This is a genomic window from Curtobacterium sp. PhB78, from assembly GCF_003751685.1.
Lineage (GTDB): Bacteria > Actinomycetota > Actinomycetes > Actinomycetales > Microbacteriaceae > Curtobacterium.
Window position 1 is genome coordinate 432,214 of the sequence record NZ_RKIA01000004.1, and the last position, 21,391, is coordinate 453,604.

Sequence of the window (21,391 nt, forward strand, 5' to 3'; positions counted from 1 at the left end):
AGACCGTGGAATCGGATCCCAAAAGTCGTGGAACGCCCGCTGTTACTGGGATCCGCGATCCGTGCCACCACTGGCATCCGCGAATAGACCGAACACCTCGCCGAGGGCGTTCGGCCTTCGTGCCACGCCACTCGTCGGACCTGCACTCAGACCGTGAACTCTCCGCCGGTGACTCTGTCGAAGTCGGTGGGGCCGAGATCAGGGGGTAGACGGGGTCGCGGGAGCCGTCTACTCCATCTGCAGTAGGCGATCGAGTCTTGCCGGACGACGACCAGCCGCCGTCCGGCGCTGAGGATGAACTCATCGGGGCTAGACCCTGCACAAAGGAGTCATCATGACCGCGATCCAGTCCGCCACACCGTCAACTGTGCAACGCATCCGTCCCGCTGAGGGTGCCGTGGCGCGCACTGCCCGAGTTCCCAAGCTGGTCGCCTGGGGGACACTCATGACCGTTTCCGAGGTGGTCCGGTTCGCCGGATTCATGGTTGTGCTCGTCGCCATGGGTGTCGAGAAGCTCGCTGTGACGGTGATCTCGCGATGACGATGAGCTTCGGCCGCTCCGATGCGGAATCCGTACTGCTGCGACAGACCGTCCGCCCGGACGATCTCTTCTTGCAGGACACCGTTCCGATCGACATGACTGCCGTGCTGCTCGAGTACCCGAAATCCGTAGAACCCGCGGAACCCGCGGAACCCGCGGAGCGCCGAGCGTCAGAGCGAGAGACCACGGCGCGCGACACCATCTCAGCCACCCCGGTCTCCGACGAACGCGAGGCTGCCGTTGGCGATCGGTGAACGGTCCGGCGCGCGGCGGTGAACAGGGCTCAGAGGACGACATCGTCCGAACATCCGAGGCATGTGACGTCTGCAGGCCGCGCGCCGATCTTCTCCAGGCACAATCAAACCGTGAACGACGAACCTCAGCGACCTGAGATCGAGTCGCCCCGATGGCTGCGTGCGCAGCGCGCGGTACCTCGCTCCATGCCGTACATCAGCGTCACGGCGATGCTGGTCGAGATCGCCACCGCGATCATTCTCGGCGGGTCGTTCCTCGGATACACGGGAGCCGTGGTCTGCGCGGTCGGTGCCGTAGTGGCACGTCGGCGACCTCACGTCGGCATCGGGGCAGTCCTCCTGGGGACCGCACTGGCAACACTGGGGCACCGTGACGCCCTCGCTGAGTTCACGGTGGTGGCATTCACGTTGTTCGCCATCACGGCTACCGGCACCCCGGCGTTCCGAACGACGTTGCTGTCGGCGGGAGTGGTTGCCGGGATCGTCGCCGCAAGCGGCTACCTCGACCACGGTCGGGTTGTCCAGTGGGACGGAGCTGCGGGAGTTCTGAGCGTCGTCGCGGCAGGCGCCATCGGATCGGCGTTGTTCCAGCAGTACAGGTCCTGGGAGGCGTTGCGAGCACGTGCCGAGGACGCGATCGTCACCCGAGACATTGAGGCAACTCGCCGAGTCGCTGAGGAGCGCATCCGTATCGCTCGTGATCTCCACGACATCATCGGACACCAGACCGCGGTCGTGAACATGCATCTCGGGGCGATTGCCGTATCCGGGCTGGCGACTGACTCACGGACTGCCGCATCCGTCGAGGCCGCACAGACCGCCACGCAACGCATCCTCGCAGAAACCCAGCACACCCTGCGGGTTCTCCGCGCAGACGAGCACGCAGCCGCGGCATCGAGCCCGCTGCCGAACCTCCAGGACATGGCCGCGCTTGTTCGATCGTTCTCCGAGATCGGTCTCGACGTCGACGCGCAGATCCCAACTCCCTTGCCGAAAACCTCGGACGCGGTGGGCGTGACCGTCTACCGAGTCGTGCAAGAGGCGCTCACGAACGCTCATCGATACGGCGCCGGCGAGGCAGCACTCACGCTCCACGCTGCCGCCGGTGCGCTGCACGTGGAGGTGACGAACCCAACCCGACCGGACGCATCGAATGTTCACGGAACGGGGTTCGGCATCATGGGCATGCAGGAGCGCGTCAAATCTGTTGGTGGCACCGTTCGGATTGACGTCGACGATGACGTGTTCGCAGTGTTCGTGACCATCCCCGAGGAGCAAGCATGACCTGTCGCGTACTACTCGTCGACGACCAGGAGATGATCCTTCTCGGTCTCCGAGCCATCATCGATTCCAGCCCGGACTTCGCTGTCGTGGCCGAAGCATCCGATGGATTCGAGGCCCTACGGATTCTCGACCACGAGGCCGTAGACCTGATCGTGATGGACGTACGGATGCCTGGGATCGACGGAGTCGAGACAACCCGACGGGTACGAGCGACACGATCAGCGCAGCAACTCCCGATCATCGTCCTCACCACCTTCGAGGACGACGCCGTGGTTCTCGACGCACTCCAGGCCGGTGCCAACGGGTTCCTCGGCAAAGGCGTCGGCCCAGCCGCGCTCCTCGAGCGACTCCGGCAAACGGTGCAGGGTGATGCAGTGCTTTCCCCAGCTGCGTCGAGCGCGGTCGTGGGACACGTCCAAACTGGTCCCCGACGACCAGTCGACGCCGAACTCGCACAGCGCTTCGCAGCGCTGACGCCCCGCGAACTCGACGTCGTCATCGCCGTCGCCGCGGGCGGTGACAATGAGCAGATCGCCGCAGCGATGTTCGTCTCACCCTTCACCGTCAAGACTCACGCCACCCGCGCGATGGCGAAGGTCGCAGCGCGCGACCGCGCTCAGCTCGTCGCCTTCGCCTACCGCGCTGGACTCGTCTGACCCTCCGGACATCGGAGCGTCATCTACTGCAGATGAAGTAGGAACGGCGCTTCGCACGGACGACGCCCCGACGACTGCGTCACCCGAGGATTGAGACATCAACTGCCGGCCCGAGTTCCTCCAGGGCGGCACCTCATTCTTCAGGAGCACTCATGCCGAAGTTCCTCGCGGCTGTCGGGCGATTCAGCGCCAGACACCGCTTGATCGTGATCGCAGCTTGGCTGCTGATCATCGCCGTCTTCACCGGAATCACCGCCACATCAGCTGACCTGGGCGGCGGGAAGACCACTGCCCCTGACACCCCCGCGTCCAAGGCGCTGGACACACTCCAAGACAAGTTCCCGGGCATGAAATCCTCCGGCTCGGAGGCAAAGACCCTGCAGCTGGTGATGGAAGGCCGCAACGGCGCCAACATCACGGACGCCGATTCCGTGTCCCGAGTCACTCGCATCGTGGACGCCGCGGGGGACCTCCCGCACGTGGAGTCCGTGACCTCCCCGTTCGACGAGCAGCAGCCCTACGTGTCAAAGGACCAGACCACCGCCGTGTCCACGCTGACGTTCAGCGGCATCACGGACAGCAACGCTGAGAAGACCTACGACAAGGTCCTCTCCTTCGTTCACTCGCACGACGCAGATCTTCGCATCGAAGTTGGCGGGCAGATCGCCGAGGACAGCTACCCGATCGGCGGAGCCGGGGAGATCGTCGGCCTCCTGGTTGCGTTTCTGATCCTCTTCCTGACCTTCGGATCGCTCATCACCGCCGGCGCCAACATGCTTGTCGCCCTCAGCGGCGTCGGAGCAGGCATCCTCGGCGTGCTCGCATGGTCGGCAATCCACCCTCTCGACACCACCGTGATCAGTTTGCCAGGCATGCTCGGCCTCGCGGTCGGCATCGATTACTCGCTCTTCATCCTCACACGTTTCCGCGCTGAGCTTCGTGCCGGCCGCAAGGTCGAGGACGCCGTGGCTCACGCCACGGGCACGGCCGGCACAGCCGTCGTCTTCGCTGGCCTCACCGTGATCATCGCGCTCGTCGGCTTGGTCGTCACTCGGATCAGCACCATCGAGGACATGGGCTTCGCAGGAGCCTTCGCAATCGCGATCGCCGTGCTCGCAGCCCTCACCCTCTTGCCCGTCATCCTGCGGAGCCTCGGCCTTCGCGCCCTGCCGAAGAAGGACCGCGAAACGCTCCGCGCCGGCGGAACGATCGACGTCGCCCCGAAGAAGCGTTCGTTCCTGCGCAGCTGGGGAACGGCGAACACCCGGCACCCCCTGCTCATGCTCATCGGAGGCGTTGCAGTTCTCGCCATCGTTGCGATCCCGCTGTTCAGCATGAAGACCGCCGCAAACATCCCGGGCGGCTCGAACCCGGACTCCACACAGCGCCATGCGTACAACCTCATCGTGGAAAAGTTCGGTGGCACGCAGTCACCGCTCCTCGTCCTCGCCGAAGGCAACGACGTTCAGGACAAGGCTCCTGACGTGCAGAACGCGCTCGATGACCTCGCTCACGTTCGGATGGTCACCCCTGCCCAGATCGACACCTCCGGTGACACGGCCCTGTTCACCGTCATCCCGAACGGCAGCCCGATCGACGACGGCACGAAGGACCTTGTCCACGACATCCGCGACCAAGCCGATTCTGTCGGTGGTGTGCACCTCGAAGTGACCGGCGAAACTGCAATCGGTCTCGACACGACCGCACAGATGAACAAGGCACTGATCCAGTACGTCGTCGTGATCGTCGTCTTGTCGTTCCTGCTGCTGGTCGTGATGTTCCGGTCGCTCCTCGTACCGCTGTTCGCGACCCTCGGCTACCTGCTGTCGTTGGGTGCCGCACTCGGTGCACTCACTGCGGTGTTCCAGTGGAAGTGGCTGGACTTCATCATCGCCGCCCCCCAGGGCGACCCCCTCGGCAGCATTCTCCCCATCATCCTCGTCGGCGTCCTCTTCGGACTCGCCATGGACTACCAGGTCTTCCTCGTCTCCAGGATCCGCGAAGAGTACGTCTCCGGGCTCCGGCCCAAGGAAGCCATCCTCGCGGGCTTCAGCAAGTCCGGCCCGGTGATCGTCGCCGCAGCCCTGATCATGGCCTTCGTGTTCGGCGGCTTCGCGTCGAGCGAGATGACGTTCGCGTCGGAGACCGCGTTCGGACTCCTGATCGGCGTGCTAGCGGATGCGTTCATCGTCCGCATGGTCCTGATGCCGGCGCTCCTGGCGTTGGCCGGACGCGCCGCATGGTGGATGCCGAAGTGGCTGGAGCGAATCGTGCCGAATCTCGACACCGAGGGTCACAGCCTGACCGAGGACGAAACGGCTGCCAACACTGAGCCGCAGCGAGAGGCGATCAAGGCCTCCTGACATTCCCGACAGCGGGGGTATCGACGAATCTTTCGTCGGTACCCCCGCTGTCGTCTGCCTGCGACTGACCGGCAGGTCCCATTCGCGCACAGCCCAACGAGCGCAGTCGCTACGATCTCATCGCGGAGAGGAATCGCGATGACCACCGGTGAAGAAGGCGCTCGAAGCAAGCGCGTCACAGCAACGCGAGAACTGATCCTGACCGCCGCCGAGCGTCTCTACGCGGAGTACGGCATCGCACACATCTCGAACAGGCAGATCGGAGAGGCTGCGGGCCAAGGAAACACCGCAGTCGTCAGCTACCACTTCGGCAGCAAGCACGAACTCATCCGCGCCATCCTCGGACGACACCAGCGGCGCATCAACGAGCTGCGTCTCCTGGAACTTGCGCGCATCGACGGGTCCACCGACGTTCGTGACTGGATCGGATGCTTCGTGCGAGCAACAACGACACATCTCGCAGCACTCGGCTCACCCACCTGGTACGGCCGGTTCAGCGCACAGGTCGCCACCGACCCGGCGTGGGCAGACATCGCGATGGACGAGGCGCGCGAGACTCCGAGCCTCCTTCGCATCGCTGAAGGCATCAGGAGCTGCCTACCCGACCTCCCTCGGCAGGTGCGGGCGGAACGCAATGCCATGGGCCGGATCTTGTTGACGCAGATGATCGCGGAGCACGAACGGTCCCTCGAGCGCGGAGGGCCCAGGATCTGGTCCGACTGGTCGGATGTCGCAGCAGCACTCACCAACGCGATCTCCGCGCTGTGGTTCGTCGATCTGCCCACGGCTGACCGTCTGCCGTGACCTGGGCCGTGGGTCCTCCGTTGAGGGGACCGTGGGGCACGGGCGGGTGAGAAAGCGGTGAGAATCTAAATCACGTGTTTGAAAATCTTGCTCGTCGGAGTTGACTACCCCTGACGGAGCGTCTCTGACTCGCAGATTCGGCTTCCGTGCGGAGGCATACATGACGACATCTGCAATCGACAGCAGCGTGCTCATCGTCGGTGCGTCCGCCGCGGGGATCGCTGTTGCGGAAGGGCTGCGACGACGAGGGCACAGCGGCCCGCTGACGTTGCTCGACAACGAACAGCACACCCCGTACGACCGTCCGCCGCTGTCGAAGCAGTACCTGAGCGGCCACTGGGACCTCGAGCAGGTGATGCTCCGGCCGCAACGGTCGCTGGATGGCCTCGGCGCGGTCTTCCGTCTCGGGCACTCCGCCACCGGACTTGACGTTGCGCGCCAAACAGTATCGGCGGGCAACGAGGCCATCGCAGCCGACAACATCGTCATTGCGACCGGTGTCCGTGCTCGTCAGCTTCCTCTCCAGCACGACCTCCTCGGAGTCCATGTCCTTCGCTCGCTCGATGACGCGCGCGAACTCCGCGAGTCGCTCCGATCGACGGTGCCCACACTCGTCGTCGGGAACGGGGTCCTCGGCAGCGAGATCGCCGCGGCGACAGTCGCTTCTGGGTCCGCAACCACACTTGTCGGCCCGGAGCCGACTCCGATGCTCGCCCAGCTCGGCTCCGTCGGTTCTGCCCTGCTCAGCAGCCGCCATGAAGACGCGGGCGTCGTCCTGCGCGGTGAGTCCCGCGTCAGATCACTCCTGCCGGATCGCGGCAGCGTGGTCGGCGCCGTACTCGATGACGGCACACAGCTTCAGGCTGGTCGAGTGATCGTGGCGATCGGGTCGACACCGAACACGGAGTGGCTCAGCGACAGCGGTCTCGATGTGTCTGACGGTGTCCTGTGTGATGGTCTTTGTCGCGCTGCACCCGGGATCTGGGCAGTTGGTGATGTCGCACGCTGGCGTCACGAAGGCCTCGGCCGGGACCTTCGGCTCGAGAACCGCACCAACGCAACGGAACAAGCGGCGGCAGTGACCCGAAACATCCTCGACGCGAACGCGGCAGCACCCTACGTGCCGGTTCCGTACTTCTGGTCTGATCAGTACGGGATCAAGATCCAGGCGTACGGCTTCCCCGGCGACGCAGATGACAGCGCAGTCATCGAGGGATCGATCGAGGAAGGTCGCTTTGTCGCGCTCGCCACACGGGCCGGTCAACCCGTCGGTGTCCTGGGGTGGGGGATGCCGAAGCAGGCACGCCTCGCGAGCGCGCTGCTCACTGACCTCTTCGCCGGTCAAGCCGCTGTCATCTGAACACCGAGAGGAAGGAAACCCGATGACTGATGTCATTGCATCGACGCAGCAGGCTGAACCGCCAGCGTTCCCCATGCGGCGAGCGAGCGCATGTCCGTTCGACCCATCTCCAGCGGCAACCCATGAACAGCAGCAGGGACCGATTCGAAGGGTTCGCCTCTGGGACGGTTCCACGCCGTGGTACGTGACTCGACATGCTGAAGCGCGGACGATCCTTGCTGATGCCCGCATCAGCGCGGACATCAGCCGACCCGGCTACCCATCCCCGGCTCCTGTCGACGGCGGCGGTTCCGGTCTGAGCTTCATCCTCATGGACGATCCCGACCACGCGCGATTGCGCCGGATGGTGACGGCGCCGTTCGCGGTGAAGCGCATCGAGGTCATGCGACCGGCAGTGCAACGGATCGCAGACGACCTGATCGACTCGATGCTCTCCCGCACCGGACCAGTCGACCTCGTCGAAGAATTTGCGCTTCCGCTCCCGTCGCTGGTGATCTGCGAGCTGCTCGGCGTGCCCTATGGCGATCACGACGACTTCCAGGAGCACAGTCGAACCATCATCAAGCGCGGTGTCGCTCGTGAGGAACAGCGTCGCGCCTTCGAATCGCTCGGCGCCTACCTCGCGCAGCTCCTGCACCGAAAGATCGCCGAACCAGGCGAGGACCTGCTCTCGGACCTCGGCCGCCGCGTCACCGACGGCGAGCTGGAGATGTCCGACGCTGTGCAGATGGGCATCCTGCTCCTCATCGCCGGTCACGAGACAACGGCGAACATGATCGCCCTCGGCACGCTCGCGCTCATCGAACACCCTGACGAGTTGGCGCGACTCCGCGACGATCCCGACCCCGCGCTCGTGGCGTCCGCGGTAGAGGAGCTTCTGCGCTACCTCACCATCACGCACGACGGGCGTAAGCGAGTCGCTGTCGAGGACATCGAAATCGACGGCGTCACCATCCGCGCTGGCGACGGGATCATCGTGGCGACCGACCTCGGCAACCGGGACGACGCCGTGTTCAGCGACCCAAACCGGCTCGACGTGGGACGGAACCCCAGAACGCACGTTGCGTTCGGGTTCGGCGTGCACCAGTGCCTCGGCCAACCGCTGGCACGAATGGAGCTGCAGGTCGCCTACGCCACGCTGCTCCGACGTATCCCCACGCTGACACTCGCCACCACCCTCGACGCGATCCCCTTCAAGCACGACGGATCCGTCTACGGGGTGTACGAACTCCCGGTCACTTGGTGCCCGGCTCACCCACAGAAGGAAGAGAAGGAGCAGACCCGATGAAGGTCATCCTCGACCAAGACAAGTGCGTCGCAAGCGGTCAGTGCGTGATGGCTGCCATGAACGTCTTCGACCAACGAGACGAGGACGGTATCGCCTTTCTCCTCAAGGACGACGTGACCGGAGAAGAAGTCGAGGAGGTCCGCGACGCCGTCGCGGTCTGCCCGGCTCTCGCGATCGCGCTTGAAGATTGACGAGCGAACTCACCGTCGACCAACCGGCCGTCGACCGAGGCGGTCACGCATCGTCACCGATCGTCCCGTTCTGGAGGAACATGACCGACCCCACCGCCAACGACATGCCTGCGCTCCGCGCGCGGTACGCGCAGGAGCGCGACCGTCGCATCCGGCCAGATGGGCTCCGGCAGTACCGACGAACCCGCGGGTCCTTCGGATACTGGGAGACCGATCCCTACACGCCGCGCAAGGAACGGACCGTGGAACACGGTGCAGTCCAAGTGCTCGTCGTCGGAGGCGGGTTCGGTGGGTTGCTCACCGCGTCGAAGTTGCGGCAGGCCGGCTTCACGTCCGTTCGCATGTCCGAGGAGGGCGGCGACTTCGGTGGCACCTGGTACTGGAACCGATATCCCGGCGTTCACTGCGACATCGAGTCGTCGATCTACATGCCACTGCTCGAGGACGTCGGCACCATCCCCTCCAGGCGCTACGCGCCGGGTGAGGAGATCCGAAAGCACGCGATGGCCATCGCCCGGAAGTTCGACCTGTACGACGATGTCCTGTTCCACACCCGCGTGACGGAACTGCGATGGCACGAGGACGACGCCGAGTGGCAGGTCGCAACCGATCGTGGTGACAGCTTCCGTGCACGGTACGTCGTCGTCTCGTCTGGGACACTCTCGCAGCCGAAGCTCCCCGCGATCCCTGGCATCGAGACGTTCCGCGGTCACACCTTCCACACGAGCCGCTGGGACTACGGCTACACGGGGGGCACGCAGGACGGCGACCTCGGAGGGCTGCGTGACAAGCGGGTCGCGGTCGTCGGCACCGGCGCCACCGGGATCCAGGTCATTCCTCAGGTCGCTCGCTCCGCTGAGCACCTCTTCGTGTTCCAGCGCACCCCGTCCAGCGTCGATGTCCGGGACAACCGAGACCTGCCGCCTGGCTGGACCCAGTCGCTGCCGCCCGGCTGGCAGGAAGAACGAATGGAGAACTTCCTCGCGGTCGTGTCCGGCGAGGAGACAGACGTCGACCTCGTCCAGGACGGGTGGACCTCCACCGCTGCCCTACAACGGACGATGCTCACCGGTCAGAGTGACGAGAGGGTCGATGCACCAGACCGAGGCCTCGTCATCGAGGTTGCAGACGCGCAGAAGATGGACCGGATCCGCGCCCGCGTCGACGCGATCGTCGACGACGCCGGCACCGCCGCAAAGCTGAAGCCCTGGTACCGGTACATGTGCAAGCGACCCACTTTCAGCGACACGTACCTGCAGACCTTCAACCGGCAGAACGTGACTCTGATCGACACGGCCGACAGCGGCGGCATCACCGCCATGACGGAGCACACGGTCGTCGTCGGCGACAACGAGTACGAAGTCGATTGCGTCATCTTCGCCACCGGATTCGAGACCGGCGTCTCCGGAGTCGTCTCCGGGACGCTACCGGTACTCGGTCGCGGCGGGGACCAGCTCCTCCAGGCGTGGGCGGAGGGGCCGAAGACGCTCCACGGCTTCATGTCGCATCGTTTCCCCAACCTCTTCCACCTCGGGTCGCTGCAGAACGCCAACTCAGTGAACTTCGTCCACGTCCTCCAGGAGCAGGCAACCCACATCGCCGCCATCCTCGGACGAGCGAGAAGCGAGGGCGCCCGCTTCGTCGAACCGACTCAAGAGGCGCAAGATGCTTGGGCCGAGACAATCAGCGCCGTCGAGACGAACAATGCGGCGTTCCTCGCCGAGTGCACGCCTGGGTACTACAACGGCGAGGGGACTCGCCGCCGCGGCGGCGGGAGCTACAGTCCCGGTCCCGTGCGGTTCCACTCGTTGCTCCGACGCTGGCGTGAGACGGAAATGAGGACCGTGCTCCATCCAGCACTCGTCGGATCCACCAGCAGTTAGACGATCTTCGTCGGTCGCGTATCGCGCGTCACCGCCCCATTAAGCTGGGCACGGCCGGGAGGAGACCGCATGGTGACCAGGAGCGAAGACGTGGCGCGTACCGCTGGTGTCTCGCGAGCGACCGTCAGCCAAATCCTGAACGGTCGCGGTGCACGTTTCTCACCCGCGACGCGCGAACGGGTCGAACGGATCGCTCTCGACCTCGGGTACCAGCCGTCGGTCGCGGCACGGGCCCTCGCGACTGGTTCCAGCGACATCGTCATCGCCCTCATCCCCAACACGACATTCCACGGCAACCTGCAGGACCTGTTCGAGCGAGCGACCGACGAGCTTGCCGATCGTGGCCTGACGCTCCTGCTGCGATTCCCGACCGCAACGGCCGAGTCACTCAATCGGATGGTCCGCGGTCTGCATCCACGTGCCGTGATCTCATTCACGCTCTTCGACAGCTTCGAGCGAGAGCTACTCGAACGGAACGGGGTCCTCGCCGTCGACCCGGGACCGCGCGCCGCAGATGACGACGTCAACAGGAGTATCGGCTGCTTGCAGGCTGAGCACCTCATCGAGAAGGGTCACCAACGCCTTGCGTTCGCTCATCTTCACGATGCGCGTGACGACCCCTTCGGTCAGGCCCGGGAGGCAGGAGTGCGAGACGCCTGCCGCGCCGCCGGCCTCCCGGACCCGTTGAACGTGAGTGTCGAGATCAACGCTGACTCCGCAGACGCCGCCCTTGATTCGCTTGCCGCGCCTGGTGTCGCGATTGCCTGCTACAACGACGACGTCGCAACTGCTCTGCTCGCCGCGGGAACGCGACGCGGGTACCGCATCCCCGAGGACGTCGCGCTGATCGGAATGGACGACACCCCGCTCTCAGCAGTGACCATCCCGCCCCTGTCGACCGTGCACGTCGATCTGGAGAGCGCGGCGCGGTCAAGTATCAACCGAGTCATCCAAGGACTCGGGCTCACAACGACCGACCCGAAGCCGGCCGAGAACCCGCTTCGGGTCGTCGTGCGTGGTACTACCTGACCCGAGGAGAACGATCCGACGCTCACCGCATGCGTCAGAACACGGACTCACCACCGTCAGACGGCAGAAGGGCGCCCGAGACGTTGACGCCGTCGTCGCTCAGCAGGAACGTGATGGATGCTGCAAGCGCCTCCGGAACGGCGATCGGGACGTCGGCGGTGTGACTGTTCAATCGCTCTTGACCGAAGGTGTTCGTCGCTGTCGGACGCATGCCGGTGAGGGTACCGCCAGGAGCGACGGCGTTCACGCGGATCCCGTTCGGCTCGTACATGAACGCAGACGAGCGCGTGACGCCGAGGACGGCGCTCTTCGACGCGGTGTACGCCAACCCCGCAGAGGAGCCGCGCAGGGCAGCCTCGGACGCTACGTTCACGATTGATCCGCGGCCAGCGGCGATCATCGCAGGAATGACCGCTCGAGACAGTCGTACCAGACCAAACACGTTCACTTCGAACACGCGACGAAGCATCGCGTCGTCCGTCTCGTGAAGGGGACTGAAATCGTCGAGGAGGCCCGCGACGTTCGCGAGCCCATCGATACGGGCTCCGGCAGCCTCAACGATCCGCGCGACGCCGTCATCGGCGGTGATGTCCGCTGCGACGGGCCGCACGGACGGGAACGCTGCCACCAGGTCGGCGAGGCGCGATTCGGCGATGTCCACAGCGACAACGGTTCCGCCCTCGCGGGCGATACGCACCGCGACGGCACGGCCGATACCCGAAGCGGCGCCCGTGACGATGACGGTGCGGCCGTCGAACCGACCGGCGGAGATGCGCTCCACCCAGCCCGCACTTTCGGCTTCTTCTTCCGGGGACACTTCTCGCCCGTTCGCCTCCCGAGTCAAAGTATCGAGCACTCCGTCACCTCGGTCCCCCATCCCAGCGATCAAGGTCTCGAGTGGCACACGGCGGAGTAGGCGAAGGGCCGATTCCTGCATGCCGAGCTGTTCACCGAACTGGCGAAGCACCGCACCCCCGGCGGGGTGCTCAAGCCACGCTCCGATCATTGTGTGGCCAGTGAGTGGCTTGTTCGACTCGGACACGTGTCCATCCCTTCGTTGGTAACGCGCGTAACTGACGCTAGAGCGGTCGCGTGTCCACGTCAACCGCGCCATCTGGTTCGAGCGGGATGCTGTTGAGGTTCCCAGCCGGTGCAAAAGGATGCCGATCGGCACCGCGTTGTCCGCGAGTGCTTCGGTGCGACGCAACGAACCGGAGCCTCGGGCTTGGCGGGTCGTCGGCGAGGGTGCTCGGCCGCGTCCGTCCTGGATCAGTGGCCCCCAGTGATCGGCATGCGGGGGAACCGTCTCGGCGGTTGACACGCAATACCCGAGCTGATTGGCTAGGTAACGCGCGATACCTGCGCAGACGATGACGTTGTGGAGACCTTGATGACCGTGCAGCTGCTCAACCAGGGTTGGTCTTACCGTCCGAAGGTCAGCGCGTTTGCCGAACTCGGCGGCGCGGGCGGCGACTGGGAAGACGTGACGTTGCCGCACGATGCACAGATCACCACGGCGCGAACGCCTGATCTCCGGAACGGCGCCGCGCCTGGCTACTTCCCGGGTGGAGCATGGGAGTACCGCACCGAGGTCTCAGTTCCAGCGGACTTCGGTGGTCAGCTCTGGGCGCTCGAATTCGACGGTGTCCACCGAGATGCGATGGTCTACGTCAACGGTGCACTCGCCGGCCAACACGCGTTCGGATACTCCCGATTCGTGGTGCGGATCGACCCGTGGCTCGAGGCCGGGACAACGAACACGATCAAGGTCGACTGCCGCACTCACCAGGACAGCCGTTGGTACACCGGAGCCGGAATCTACCGCGACGTTCGTCTCATCGTGAAGAGTGCCGCGCGGATCGCAGTCGACGGCGTGCAGGTCACCACCCCGGACGTCGATGTGGACAGAGCGGTCGTCGAGGTTGCTGCGGAGGTCGAGAACGGCGGCACAACGACCCGCACTCTCCGTCTCACGACCAACATCACGCAGGTGACCCAGGCCGAATCGTCCGCTTCCCTCGTCACGAGCAGCGCTCCGGTCAGTCTCCTTCCTGGCGAGCGCTCCACCGTCCGACTCCGACTGCCTGTGACGAACCCATCGCTGTGGGACGTGGACTCGCCGACGCTGTACGGCGCGACCGTCGTCCTGACCGACGGTGACGACGAGGTCGACCGCGAACAGGTGACCTTCGGCATCCGCACTCTGCAGCTCGACGCCGTACGCGGACTTCGGATCAACGGACGAGCTGTCCTGCTCCGCGGAGCATGCATCCACCACGACAACGGCCCCCTGGGTGCTGCCGCGATCGTCCGCGCGGAGGAGCGCCGAATCGAGCTGCTCAAAGACGCAGGGTTCAACGCGATCCGAAGTGCGCACAATCCCATGAGTTCGGCGCTACTCGAAGCGTGCGACCGGCTGGGCATGCTGGTCATGGACGAGACGTTCGATGTCTGGACCTCGAGCAAGTCCGACTTCGACTACGCGTCCGACTTCACCCAGTGGTGGGAGCGAGACGTCGAGTCAATGGTCGCCAAGGACGTCAACCACCCGAGCGTCATCATGTACTCCATCGGCAACGAAATCCCAGAAACGGGTTCCATCAGTGGCGGCATCTGGAGCAGGCGTCTCGCCGAGAAGCTCCGCTCGCTCGACCCCAACCGGTTCGTCACGAACGGCATCAACGGATTCGTGTCAGTCCTCGACCTGGTCACCGCCGGTATGTCGCAGCAGCGGGAGGCGCTGGCATCCGCAGAGCCGCAAGCCGGCGGCGTGAATGCGATGATGAGCCAGGTCGGCGACATGATGAACCAGATCTCGGCCTCGCCGCCCGTGACCGCGCGGACCGAAGAATCGTTCTCCGTGCTCGACGTCGCCGGCATGAACTACGGCGACGGGCGGTACGAACTCGACCACGAGCTCTTCCCGCACCGCGTCATCGTCGGAAGCGAGACGTTCCCCTCGCACATCGCCCGGAACTGGGACCTCGTCAAGCGGCTGGACCACGTCATCGGCGACTTCACGTGGGTGGGGTGGGACTACCTCGGCGAAGCGGGCCTCGGCGGCGTGAGCTATCACGACGAGGCAGCCGGTCCTGCCGCAGCGAAGGCTTGGCCCTGGCTCGCCGCCGCCAGCGGCGACCTCGACATCATCGGACGCCGTCGTCCCGTTTCGTACTACCGAGAGATCGTGTTCGGCCTTCGCCGCGAGCCGTACGTTGCCGTGCAGCGGCCCTCGCGTCACGGTCAGACGGTGCTCGGAACCCCTTGGTCGTGGAGCGACAGTGTGTCGAGCTGGGCTTGGGACGGCTACGACGGCCTTCCCGTAACCGTCGAGGTCTACAGCGACGCCGACGAGGTCGAGCTGCTGCTGGACGGCGACATCATCGGTCGCGCCGCCGTCGGAGCCGAGTTGGCGTTCCGGGCAACGATCGAGACGGTGTGGCAGCCCGGTGAACTGACCGCAGTGGCGTACACCGGCGGTGTCGAGACCGGTCGAACGTCGCTCCGCTCCGCCGCCGATGAGACGATCCTCTCCGTTTCGGCGGACCGGACGGAGATCACCAACGGCACGACCGACCTTGCATACATCGACATCTCACTCACCGACACCGCGGGCGTCGTTCGACCGCTGATGGATCGCGAGGTGACTGTCCTCGTTGAGGGCACAGGGACCCTTCAGTCGTTCGGCAGTGGGGATCCGGCACCGGTGTCGCTCTTCGCCGAGACAACTCGGTGCACCTTCGACGGAACCGCCCTCGCAATCGTCCGACCGACCGCTGCAGGCGTCATCACCGTGACGGTCACTGCACCCGGTTGTGCATCCGCAATCGTCGAACTCACCGTGCACTGACCGTCCGCCGGAACCGTTCTCCTCCTCTGCGAACCTAGAAGGAACGCCATGACACAGTCCACCGAACCCGTCTTCGTCAGCGCCGACACTGCAAGCGTCGAAGGCGACCCGGCACCGTACTTCCGGCGTGACTTCACGGTCGCCGAAGGACTCCGCCACGCGACGCTCACGGTGTCTGCGCTGGGCATCGCTGAGACGTACGTCAACGGACACCGCGTCGGTGATGAAGTGCTCTTCCCAGGATGGACGTCGTATCGGCACCGACTCGTCGCAAGACGCCACGACATCACCGGTCTCCTCACGAACGGCGAGAACGCGTTCGGCGCGATCGTCGGTGAAGGGTGGGCGGTCGGTGCTCTCACCTGGGAGAACCGGCGACACAACTACGCGGACCGGCCTGCCTTCTGGGCGCGCCTCGAACTCGAGTACGACGATCACATCGACGTCATCGGAAGCGACGAGCAAGTCCTCGTGAGCACCGGAGCGGTGCACTCGAGCGGGATCTACGCTGGCGAACGCTACGACGCGCGCAGTGAACCGATCGGATGGTCGACAGCGGCGTTCGACGCTGCGAACTGGTGCGCCGCGCGAGCCTTCGACTGGGACACCAAGACGCTCGTCGAGGGCGGTGCACCCCCTATCCGGCGCATGGAGGAACTAGAGCCGGTTTCCGTGACCGAGCAGTCCGCTGGGCAGTGGATCGTCGACTTCGGGCAGAACATCTCCGGCTGGGTGCGACTGACGGTGAACGGGCAAAGCGGCGACACCGTCACGCTCCGTCACGCCGAACTGCTGAAGCCAGACGGCTCCCTTGAAACCGAGACCCTTCGCAGCGCGGCCGCGACCGACGAGTACATCCTCCGGGGCGGCACAGCGGAGACGTGGGAGCCACGTTTCACCTTCCACGGTTTCCGATACGTCGAGGTAACAGGATGGCCCGGGGTACCCACAGTCGCTGATCTGCGCGCCATTGTGGTGCACACGGACATGACTCGCACCGGCTGGTTCGAGGCATCAGACCCCCGCATCACGAAGCTGCACGAGAACACCGTCTGGTCGATGCGCGACAACTTCGTCGGCGTACCGACGGACTGCCCGCAGCGTGACGAACGACTCGGATGGACGGGCGATCTGAACGCATTCACGCCCACCGCCACGTTCCTCTACGACGTCCGCGAGGTGCTCGGCTCCTGGCTGAAGGACCTCGCGGTTGAACAACAGGAGACCGGGACCGTCCCGTGGAGCATCCCGGACGTCCTCCCGACACCGTCAACCGCTACCGCGCTGTGGAGTGACGTGGCGGTCAGCCTGCCGTGGGCCCTGTACCAGGAGTATGGGGAGTCGGAGATCCTCCGACGCAGTTACGAATCGATGACGGCCTTCGTCGACGAAGTCGAATCAGTACTCGACGACGACGGGCTCTGGGGCCACGGATTCCAGTTCGGTGACTGGCTCGACCCCGACGCTCCGTCCGACAACCCCGCCGGCGGAAAGACGGACCGGTACCTCGTCGCCCAGGCGTACCTCGCCAAGACGACGAAGGAGATGGCGCAAACTGCGGCAGTTCTCGGTGAGCATGCAGACGCTCAGCACTTCGACGAATTACACACACGTGTGCGGACGGCCTTCCGGCGTCACTTCGTGACCCCCGTCGGCCGCGTGGTGAGCGAATCGGCAACCGGATACGCCCTTCCCATCATGTTCGGACTGCTTGACGACGACCAGCAGCGCGTCGCTGGAGATCGGCTCGCAGCGATCATCAGTGAGTCGGGCGCCACGATCGCCACGGGATTCGCCGGCACCCCGCTCGTCACCGACGCGCTCAGCAGCACCGGACACGTCGACGTCGCGTACGACCTGCTGATGCAGACGAAGAGTCCCTCCTTCCTCTACCCCGTCCTCATGGGTGCGACCACGGTCTGGGAACGCTGGGACGCTGTGCTCGCCGACGGTACGGTCAACGCCACTGGCATGACGTCGCTCAACCATTACGCCCTCGGGGCCGTCGCCGACTGGCTTCACCGTGTCGTCGGCGGTCTCACCCGAACTGCGCCGGGCTGGCGGACATTCACGGTGGCCCCGCAGCCGGGTGGAGGACTCACATCCGCCCACGCCAAACACGACACGGTGCTCGGGCGGGTGGAAAGCCACTGGTACGTCGACGACGGTGACCTCGTACTGGAGGTTGTCGTACCCGATGGAGCCACCGCCACCGTCATCCCCCCGCTGCATCCAGAACAGCTCGCCGTCGATGTCGCTCCTGGTCGGCACTCATGGCGGTACGCGGCGCCGGCAGGGTTCGGCGAGAAGGCAGAGCTGACACTCGACTCCAGCGTCAAAGAGACCATGAAGGACGACGCCGTCTGGGCCGCCGTTCTCGACGTCCTCCGCTCGTACTTCCCGGGTGTGCCGGTCGAAGCCGCGGGTAGCCGCCTCGGTGATGCGCCGGTGCGCACCCTCGCGCAGCAGCACCCGAACTCATCGGCAATGGAACGGGACCTCGTCGCCGCCCTGTCGATCCACGACGTGTGATCTCCGACACGGTCACTAGGAGCGGAACGAAGACGTCATGCCAAGCGACGTCTTCTCACCTTCGGCAAGCGTGACCGCCACCTCAGCCGCGGGTGCACGGCCGCTGGTACCGCGCGTTACGCCAGATCAGTACCACCTCTTGCTTTTAGACCCTGCACTGGCGATACTTCGGTAACGCGCGTTACTTGACCGCCTGCGTCACTCATCACAACAACGGAGTTCTGATATGTCCTCACCCGACGGCACCGCGCCGCACTCCTCAGCAAAGCCAAACGAGGTCCCACTCGGAATTCCGAGCGGACTCGAAATCGCTGCGGAGGGAGTTGGCGACGCGGTCCGCCACGGCGCCGACCCCCTGAAGAAGATCAGCGCGCGCTACATCATTGGCCTGGTCGTGGCAACACTCGCGCTGTACGTCGCGTGGGTGACCCCGATCGGTTACTCCCTCTCCATTCGGGTACAGCAGATCGACCCGGTCGGCAAAAACGGCGCGATCGCACTCGCCATCGCGATCCCGGGCATCATCGTCCTCTTCACCACCCCGCTCGCCGGGCTCCTCAGCGATCGCACTCGATCCCGCTTCGGCCGCCGGCGCCCCTGGATCATCGGCGGGGTAATCGTGGGCTTGCTCGGATCGCTCATCGTCGGGTTCGCACCGTCCATCCCGCTCCTCATCGTCGGATGGTCCATCGCCTACGTCGGATACTCGACTGCCGGCGCAATGCTCCTGACGCACCAGAGCGACCTCATCCCCGAGGAACAGCGAGGGAAGGTCTCTGGCCTCACCGGTTCAGTTACGCAGATCGGCCCGATCGTCGGAATCCTGTTCGCTGGTGCGTTCGTGAAGATCCCCGTGATCATGTTCGCGGCTCCGGCGGCGTTCGCGCTCATCTTCGTTTTGATCTTCGCGGGCCTGATGAAGGACAAGCGATCGGTGAGCGAGCGCAAGCCCGTCGACATCAAGTCCATCGCGCGAGGGTTCTACTTCAACCCACGGAAGTTCCCCAACGTCGGCTGGGTATGGATCAGCCGAGCTCTGGTCTTCCTCGCACTGTCCTTCTCCACGACTTACGGCGTCTACCTCCTCGGGCAGCGTCTCGACATCACGCTCGCGGAGGCCGCCCCGATCCTTGCAACGTCGGGTCTCATCGGCATCGTCACGGCGATCGTCGGCGCCATCGCCAGCGGGTACCTCTCGGACCGATTCCACAGCCGAAAGCCATTCTTGATCGCAAGTGCGTTCATTCTGGCCGCCGGAATGGTCGTGGTCGCCTTCACTCAGAGCGAGGGACAGTTCCTCCTGGGCAGCGCGCTCAGCACGCTCGCCGTCGGTGTCTACGGCGCAGTCGATCAAGCGATTCAGCAGGACGTTCTGCCACGCGAGGAGAACGAAAACGGCCGGTTCATGAGCATTATCCAACTGGCGAACCAGGTGCCGCAGGCCGTCGGGCCGCTCGTCGCGGGAGGGATCATCGCACTCGCGACCGGCGATTACACCGCGGTGTACATCGTCGGTGGAATCGTCGGGATTCTTGGCGCGCTGGCCATCATCCCCATCTCGGTCGGTCGTCGAAGCACTGACTCCACCACGAGCATCCGAGCGCCAAGATAGTCGCCTGGACACCATCAAGCGAAGCCCTGACCTTTCAGCTCTCGAAATACAGCGAGCGGTGGTCCATGGATCCGTTGCTTGCTGGCCCAACAGCGGAGAGAACTCAGCTTCGCGCTTCTCGGAGAGGACAAGCCGATCATGGATGTTGAGCCCGGAGATGAGTAGCCGACGACCGCGCTGGCTGTCCGAGCAGGATCAGCCGCCAAAAGCTCCGACCATCTATGACGTCGCCGCCCTGGCATCGGTCTCCCACCAAACCGTATCGCGAGTGATCAACAAAACTGGGCACGTGCGACCGGTCACCCGGCATCGAGTTCTGGCGGCGATGTCATACCTCGGCTACGTCAAGAACGAGGCGGCAGCGGATCTCGCACGGAAACCTCACAGTCGCACCAGCCATGCCGACGTGACGAGCAGTCATTCCACTGTGGGCAACTAATCTTGATCACCGCCCGCACCAGAAGATTGTGATCGTGGTCGACTAACGTCAGTTCGGCGACATTGGAGGGTCGCTATCTTCGCGGGCGTATCGCGGCCCGAAGCTGCTGCTCAGTTGCGGCCATTATCTCGGACACCGTTTGCGTCTTCGGCGAAGTAGCCATCGTCAGAAACAGAACCGCCGACACCACGCGGGCAAGATTCATTGCTTCCGCCTCGGGGGTGACAGCAAACCGCTTGAGCTGGCTGCTGACCGCAATCTCCGTGTCACCGACGATTGCGAGCGCCGCGGCGTGGTTCTCTTCCGTGTGATCCCCAAATGCCATTTCGCGAAGGTACGTCCGTCCATTATCGAACTGGGCACGGTTGCACTCGATAATGGGTGCGGTGATTGCCATCACCGCATCGAGCGCGGTGTCTGATTCCGCGGCGAGTCGCGTGCCGCGCTCGAGCGCAGCCTTGTAGTGGTGGTTCTGCACCATCAGCAACAGTTCGCCCTTCGTCTTCGCGTAAAGGAAGAGCGTGCCGGTGCCGATGTCCGCCGCATCAGCGATCTGCTGCGTCGTCACCTCATCGACGCCGCGCTCGGCAAACAGAGCCGACGCGGCCGCGGTGATGCGAGCGAGCTTGTCCTGCTTGTTGCGTTCGCGCCGGCCGGCTCCTGTCGATGGCACAGTCACGAGCGACCCTCCGGGAGTAGAAGACGACTACGCTCAGTGCTGAGCAGAGTCAGTAAGTGGCATGGGAAGAGATCCTACCGCCCTACTTTCCCACAGGCACCGAGGAGACCCCTCCCCGTCGTCGTCGACCCCTCGAGATGAGTCCGCTTATGCCCGCACCCTCCGCCCCTGACACCTCTTCACTCTCGGCCGCATCGAGCTGGTGCACTGGCTCGCTCGCACCCTGATGACGAGAAGCCGCGCAAATATCGATGGGACCCCGGGTGCCCTAGCCGCCGAGTACTACAGCCAGCGCGCCTCGCTCGAGCTGCTCATCACCGAGGGAACATAACCCTCTACAGATGGGCAGGGGTATCTCGACACCCCCGGTATCTTCACGCCGGAGCGCATCGCAGGGTGGCGCCGCGTGACCGAACGGGTGCACTGCGGTGCCGGGCACCTGTTCACCCAGCTGATGCACGTCGAATGCACGTCGCACCTGGAAAACACCCCGCATCACCGTCAGCCGATCATCCCGTCCGCAATCGAAGCGGGTGACCCCGGAACGATCTACTCCGGCGGCGCCCACGGCTACACCGACCACCCCGCGCTCACCCGCAGCTGACCCTGCGCACTATTGAAAGCAG

At 64.8% G+C, this 21,391-nt stretch carries 18 protein-coding genes; 16 read left to right on the forward strand and 2 right to left on the reverse strand.

Annotation, left to right across the window (positions count from 1 at the left end):
- The first annotated feature begins 334 nt into the window (after positions 1-334).
- From EDF53_RS11880 to EDF53_RS11930, 11 genes are all read left to right on the forward strand, one after another.
- Complete coding sequence (locus EDF53_RS11880; RefSeq protein WP_123293764.1) at positions 335-541, forward strand: hypothetical protein; 207 nt, start codon at positions 335-337, stop codon at positions 539-541.
- A complete protein-coding gene (locus tag EDF53_RS11885) occupies positions 538-795 on the forward strand; it encodes a hypothetical protein (protein WP_123293765.1) in 258 nt (85 codons plus the stop codon). The genes EDF53_RS11880 and EDF53_RS11885 overlap by 4 nt, the downstream gene beginning before the upstream one ends.
- A gap of 186 nt (positions 796-981) precedes the next feature.
- Complete coding sequence (locus EDF53_RS11890) at positions 982-2,079, forward strand: sensor histidine kinase (protein WP_123293766.1); 1,098 nt, start codon at positions 982-984, stop codon at positions 2,077-2,079.
- Positions 2,076-2,735, forward strand: coding sequence for a response regulator transcription factor (locus EDF53_RS11895; protein WP_123293767.1), 660 nt, complete (start codon positions 2,076-2,078; stop codon positions 2,733-2,735). Before EDF53_RS11890 ends, EDF53_RS11895 begins: the two co-directional genes overlap by 4 nt.
- A 152-nt stretch (positions 2,736-2,887) precedes the next feature.
- On the forward strand, positions 2,888-5,098 hold the full coding sequence (locus tag EDF53_RS11900) for an MMPL family transporter (protein WP_123293768.1): 2,211 nt from the start codon (positions 2,888-2,890) through the stop codon (positions 5,096-5,098).
- A gap of 138 nt (positions 5,099-5,236) precedes the next feature.
- Positions 5,237-5,902, forward strand: coding sequence for a TetR/AcrR family transcriptional regulator (locus tag EDF53_RS11905; protein ID WP_123293769.1), 666 nt, complete (start codon positions 5,237-5,239; stop codon positions 5,900-5,902).
- A 160-nt stretch (positions 5,903-6,062) separates the two neighbouring features.
- Positions 6,063-7,262, forward strand: coding sequence for an NAD(P)/FAD-dependent oxidoreductase (locus tag EDF53_RS11910; RefSeq protein WP_123293770.1), 1,200 nt, complete (start codon positions 6,063-6,065; stop codon positions 7,260-7,262).
- Positions 7,263-7,284: 22 nt separating this feature from the next.
- Entirely contained in the window at positions 7,285-8,550 is a 1,266-nt protein-coding gene (locus EDF53_RS11915; protein WP_123293771.1) for a cytochrome P450, read from the forward strand.
- A complete protein-coding gene (locus tag EDF53_RS11920) occupies positions 8,547-8,741 on the forward strand; it encodes a ferredoxin (RefSeq protein ID WP_123293772.1) in 195 nt (64 codons plus the stop codon). Before EDF53_RS11915 ends, EDF53_RS11920 begins: the two co-directional genes overlap by 4 nt.
- Positions 8,742-8,821: 80 nt before the next feature.
- A complete protein-coding gene (locus tag EDF53_RS11925) occupies positions 8,822-10,624 on the forward strand; it encodes an NAD(P)/FAD-dependent oxidoreductase (RefSeq protein WP_123293855.1) in 1,803 nt (600 codons plus the stop codon).
- Between the two features lie 69 nt (positions 10,625-10,693).
- Positions 10,694-11,653, forward strand: a complete 960-nt coding sequence (locus tag EDF53_RS11930; RefSeq protein WP_123293773.1) for a LacI family DNA-binding transcriptional regulator — start codon at positions 10,694-10,696, stop codon at positions 11,651-11,653.
- A gap of 34 nt (positions 11,654-11,687) precedes the next feature.
- Here the strand turns inward: EDF53_RS11930 and EDF53_RS11935 are convergent, their stop codons facing one another.
- Complete coding sequence (locus EDF53_RS11935; RefSeq protein ID WP_243648835.1) at positions 11,688-12,695, reverse strand: SDR family NAD(P)-dependent oxidoreductase; 1,008 nt, start codon at positions 12,693-12,695, stop codon at positions 11,688-11,690.
- Positions 12,696-13,043: 348 nt separating this feature from the next.
- Between EDF53_RS11935 and EDF53_RS11940 the strand changes: the two genes are divergently transcribed.
- The 4 genes from EDF53_RS11940 to EDF53_RS11955 all read left to right on the forward strand — a co-directional run bounded on the left by EDF53_RS11940 (position 13,044) and on the right by EDF53_RS11955 (position 20,086).
- Positions 13,044-15,503, forward strand: coding sequence for a glycoside hydrolase family 2 TIM barrel-domain containing protein (locus EDF53_RS11940; protein WP_123293856.1), 2,460 nt, complete (start codon positions 13,044-13,046; stop codon positions 15,501-15,503).
- Positions 15,504-15,551: 48 nt separating this feature from the next.
- The gene (locus tag EDF53_RS11945; protein WP_123293775.1) at positions 15,552-18,035 is read left to right on the forward strand and encodes an alpha-L-rhamnosidase; all 2,484 of its coding nucleotides are present in this window, start codon (positions 15,552-15,554) and stop codon (positions 18,033-18,035) included.
- Positions 18,036-18,261: 226 nt separating this feature from the next.
- Positions 18,262-19,647, forward strand: a complete 1,386-nt coding sequence (locus EDF53_RS11950; protein ID WP_123293776.1) for an MFS transporter — start codon at positions 18,262-18,264, stop codon at positions 19,645-19,647.
- 157 nt (positions 19,648-19,804) lie between these two features.
- Entirely contained in the window at positions 19,805-20,086 is a 282-nt protein-coding gene (locus EDF53_RS11955; RefSeq protein ID WP_123293857.1) for a LacI family DNA-binding transcriptional regulator, read from the forward strand.
- Positions 20,087-20,159: 73 nt separating this feature from the next.
- On the opposite strand, the gene EDF53_RS11960 is transcribed toward EDF53_RS11955, so the two are convergent.
- Entirely contained in the window at positions 20,160-20,765 is a 606-nt protein-coding gene (locus EDF53_RS11960; RefSeq protein ID WP_123293777.1) for a TetR/AcrR family transcriptional regulator, read from the reverse strand.
- 388 nt (positions 20,766-21,153) lie between these two features.
- Between EDF53_RS11960 and EDF53_RS19660 the strand changes: the two genes are divergently transcribed.
- Positions 21,154-21,369 carry a hypothetical protein gene (locus EDF53_RS19660; RefSeq protein WP_260215560.1) on the forward strand — a complete coding sequence of 72 codons (216 nt, stop codon included), beginning with the start codon at positions 21,154-21,156 and terminating at the stop codon, positions 21,367-21,369.
- The last annotated feature ends 22 nt before the right edge of the window (positions 21,370-21,391 follow it).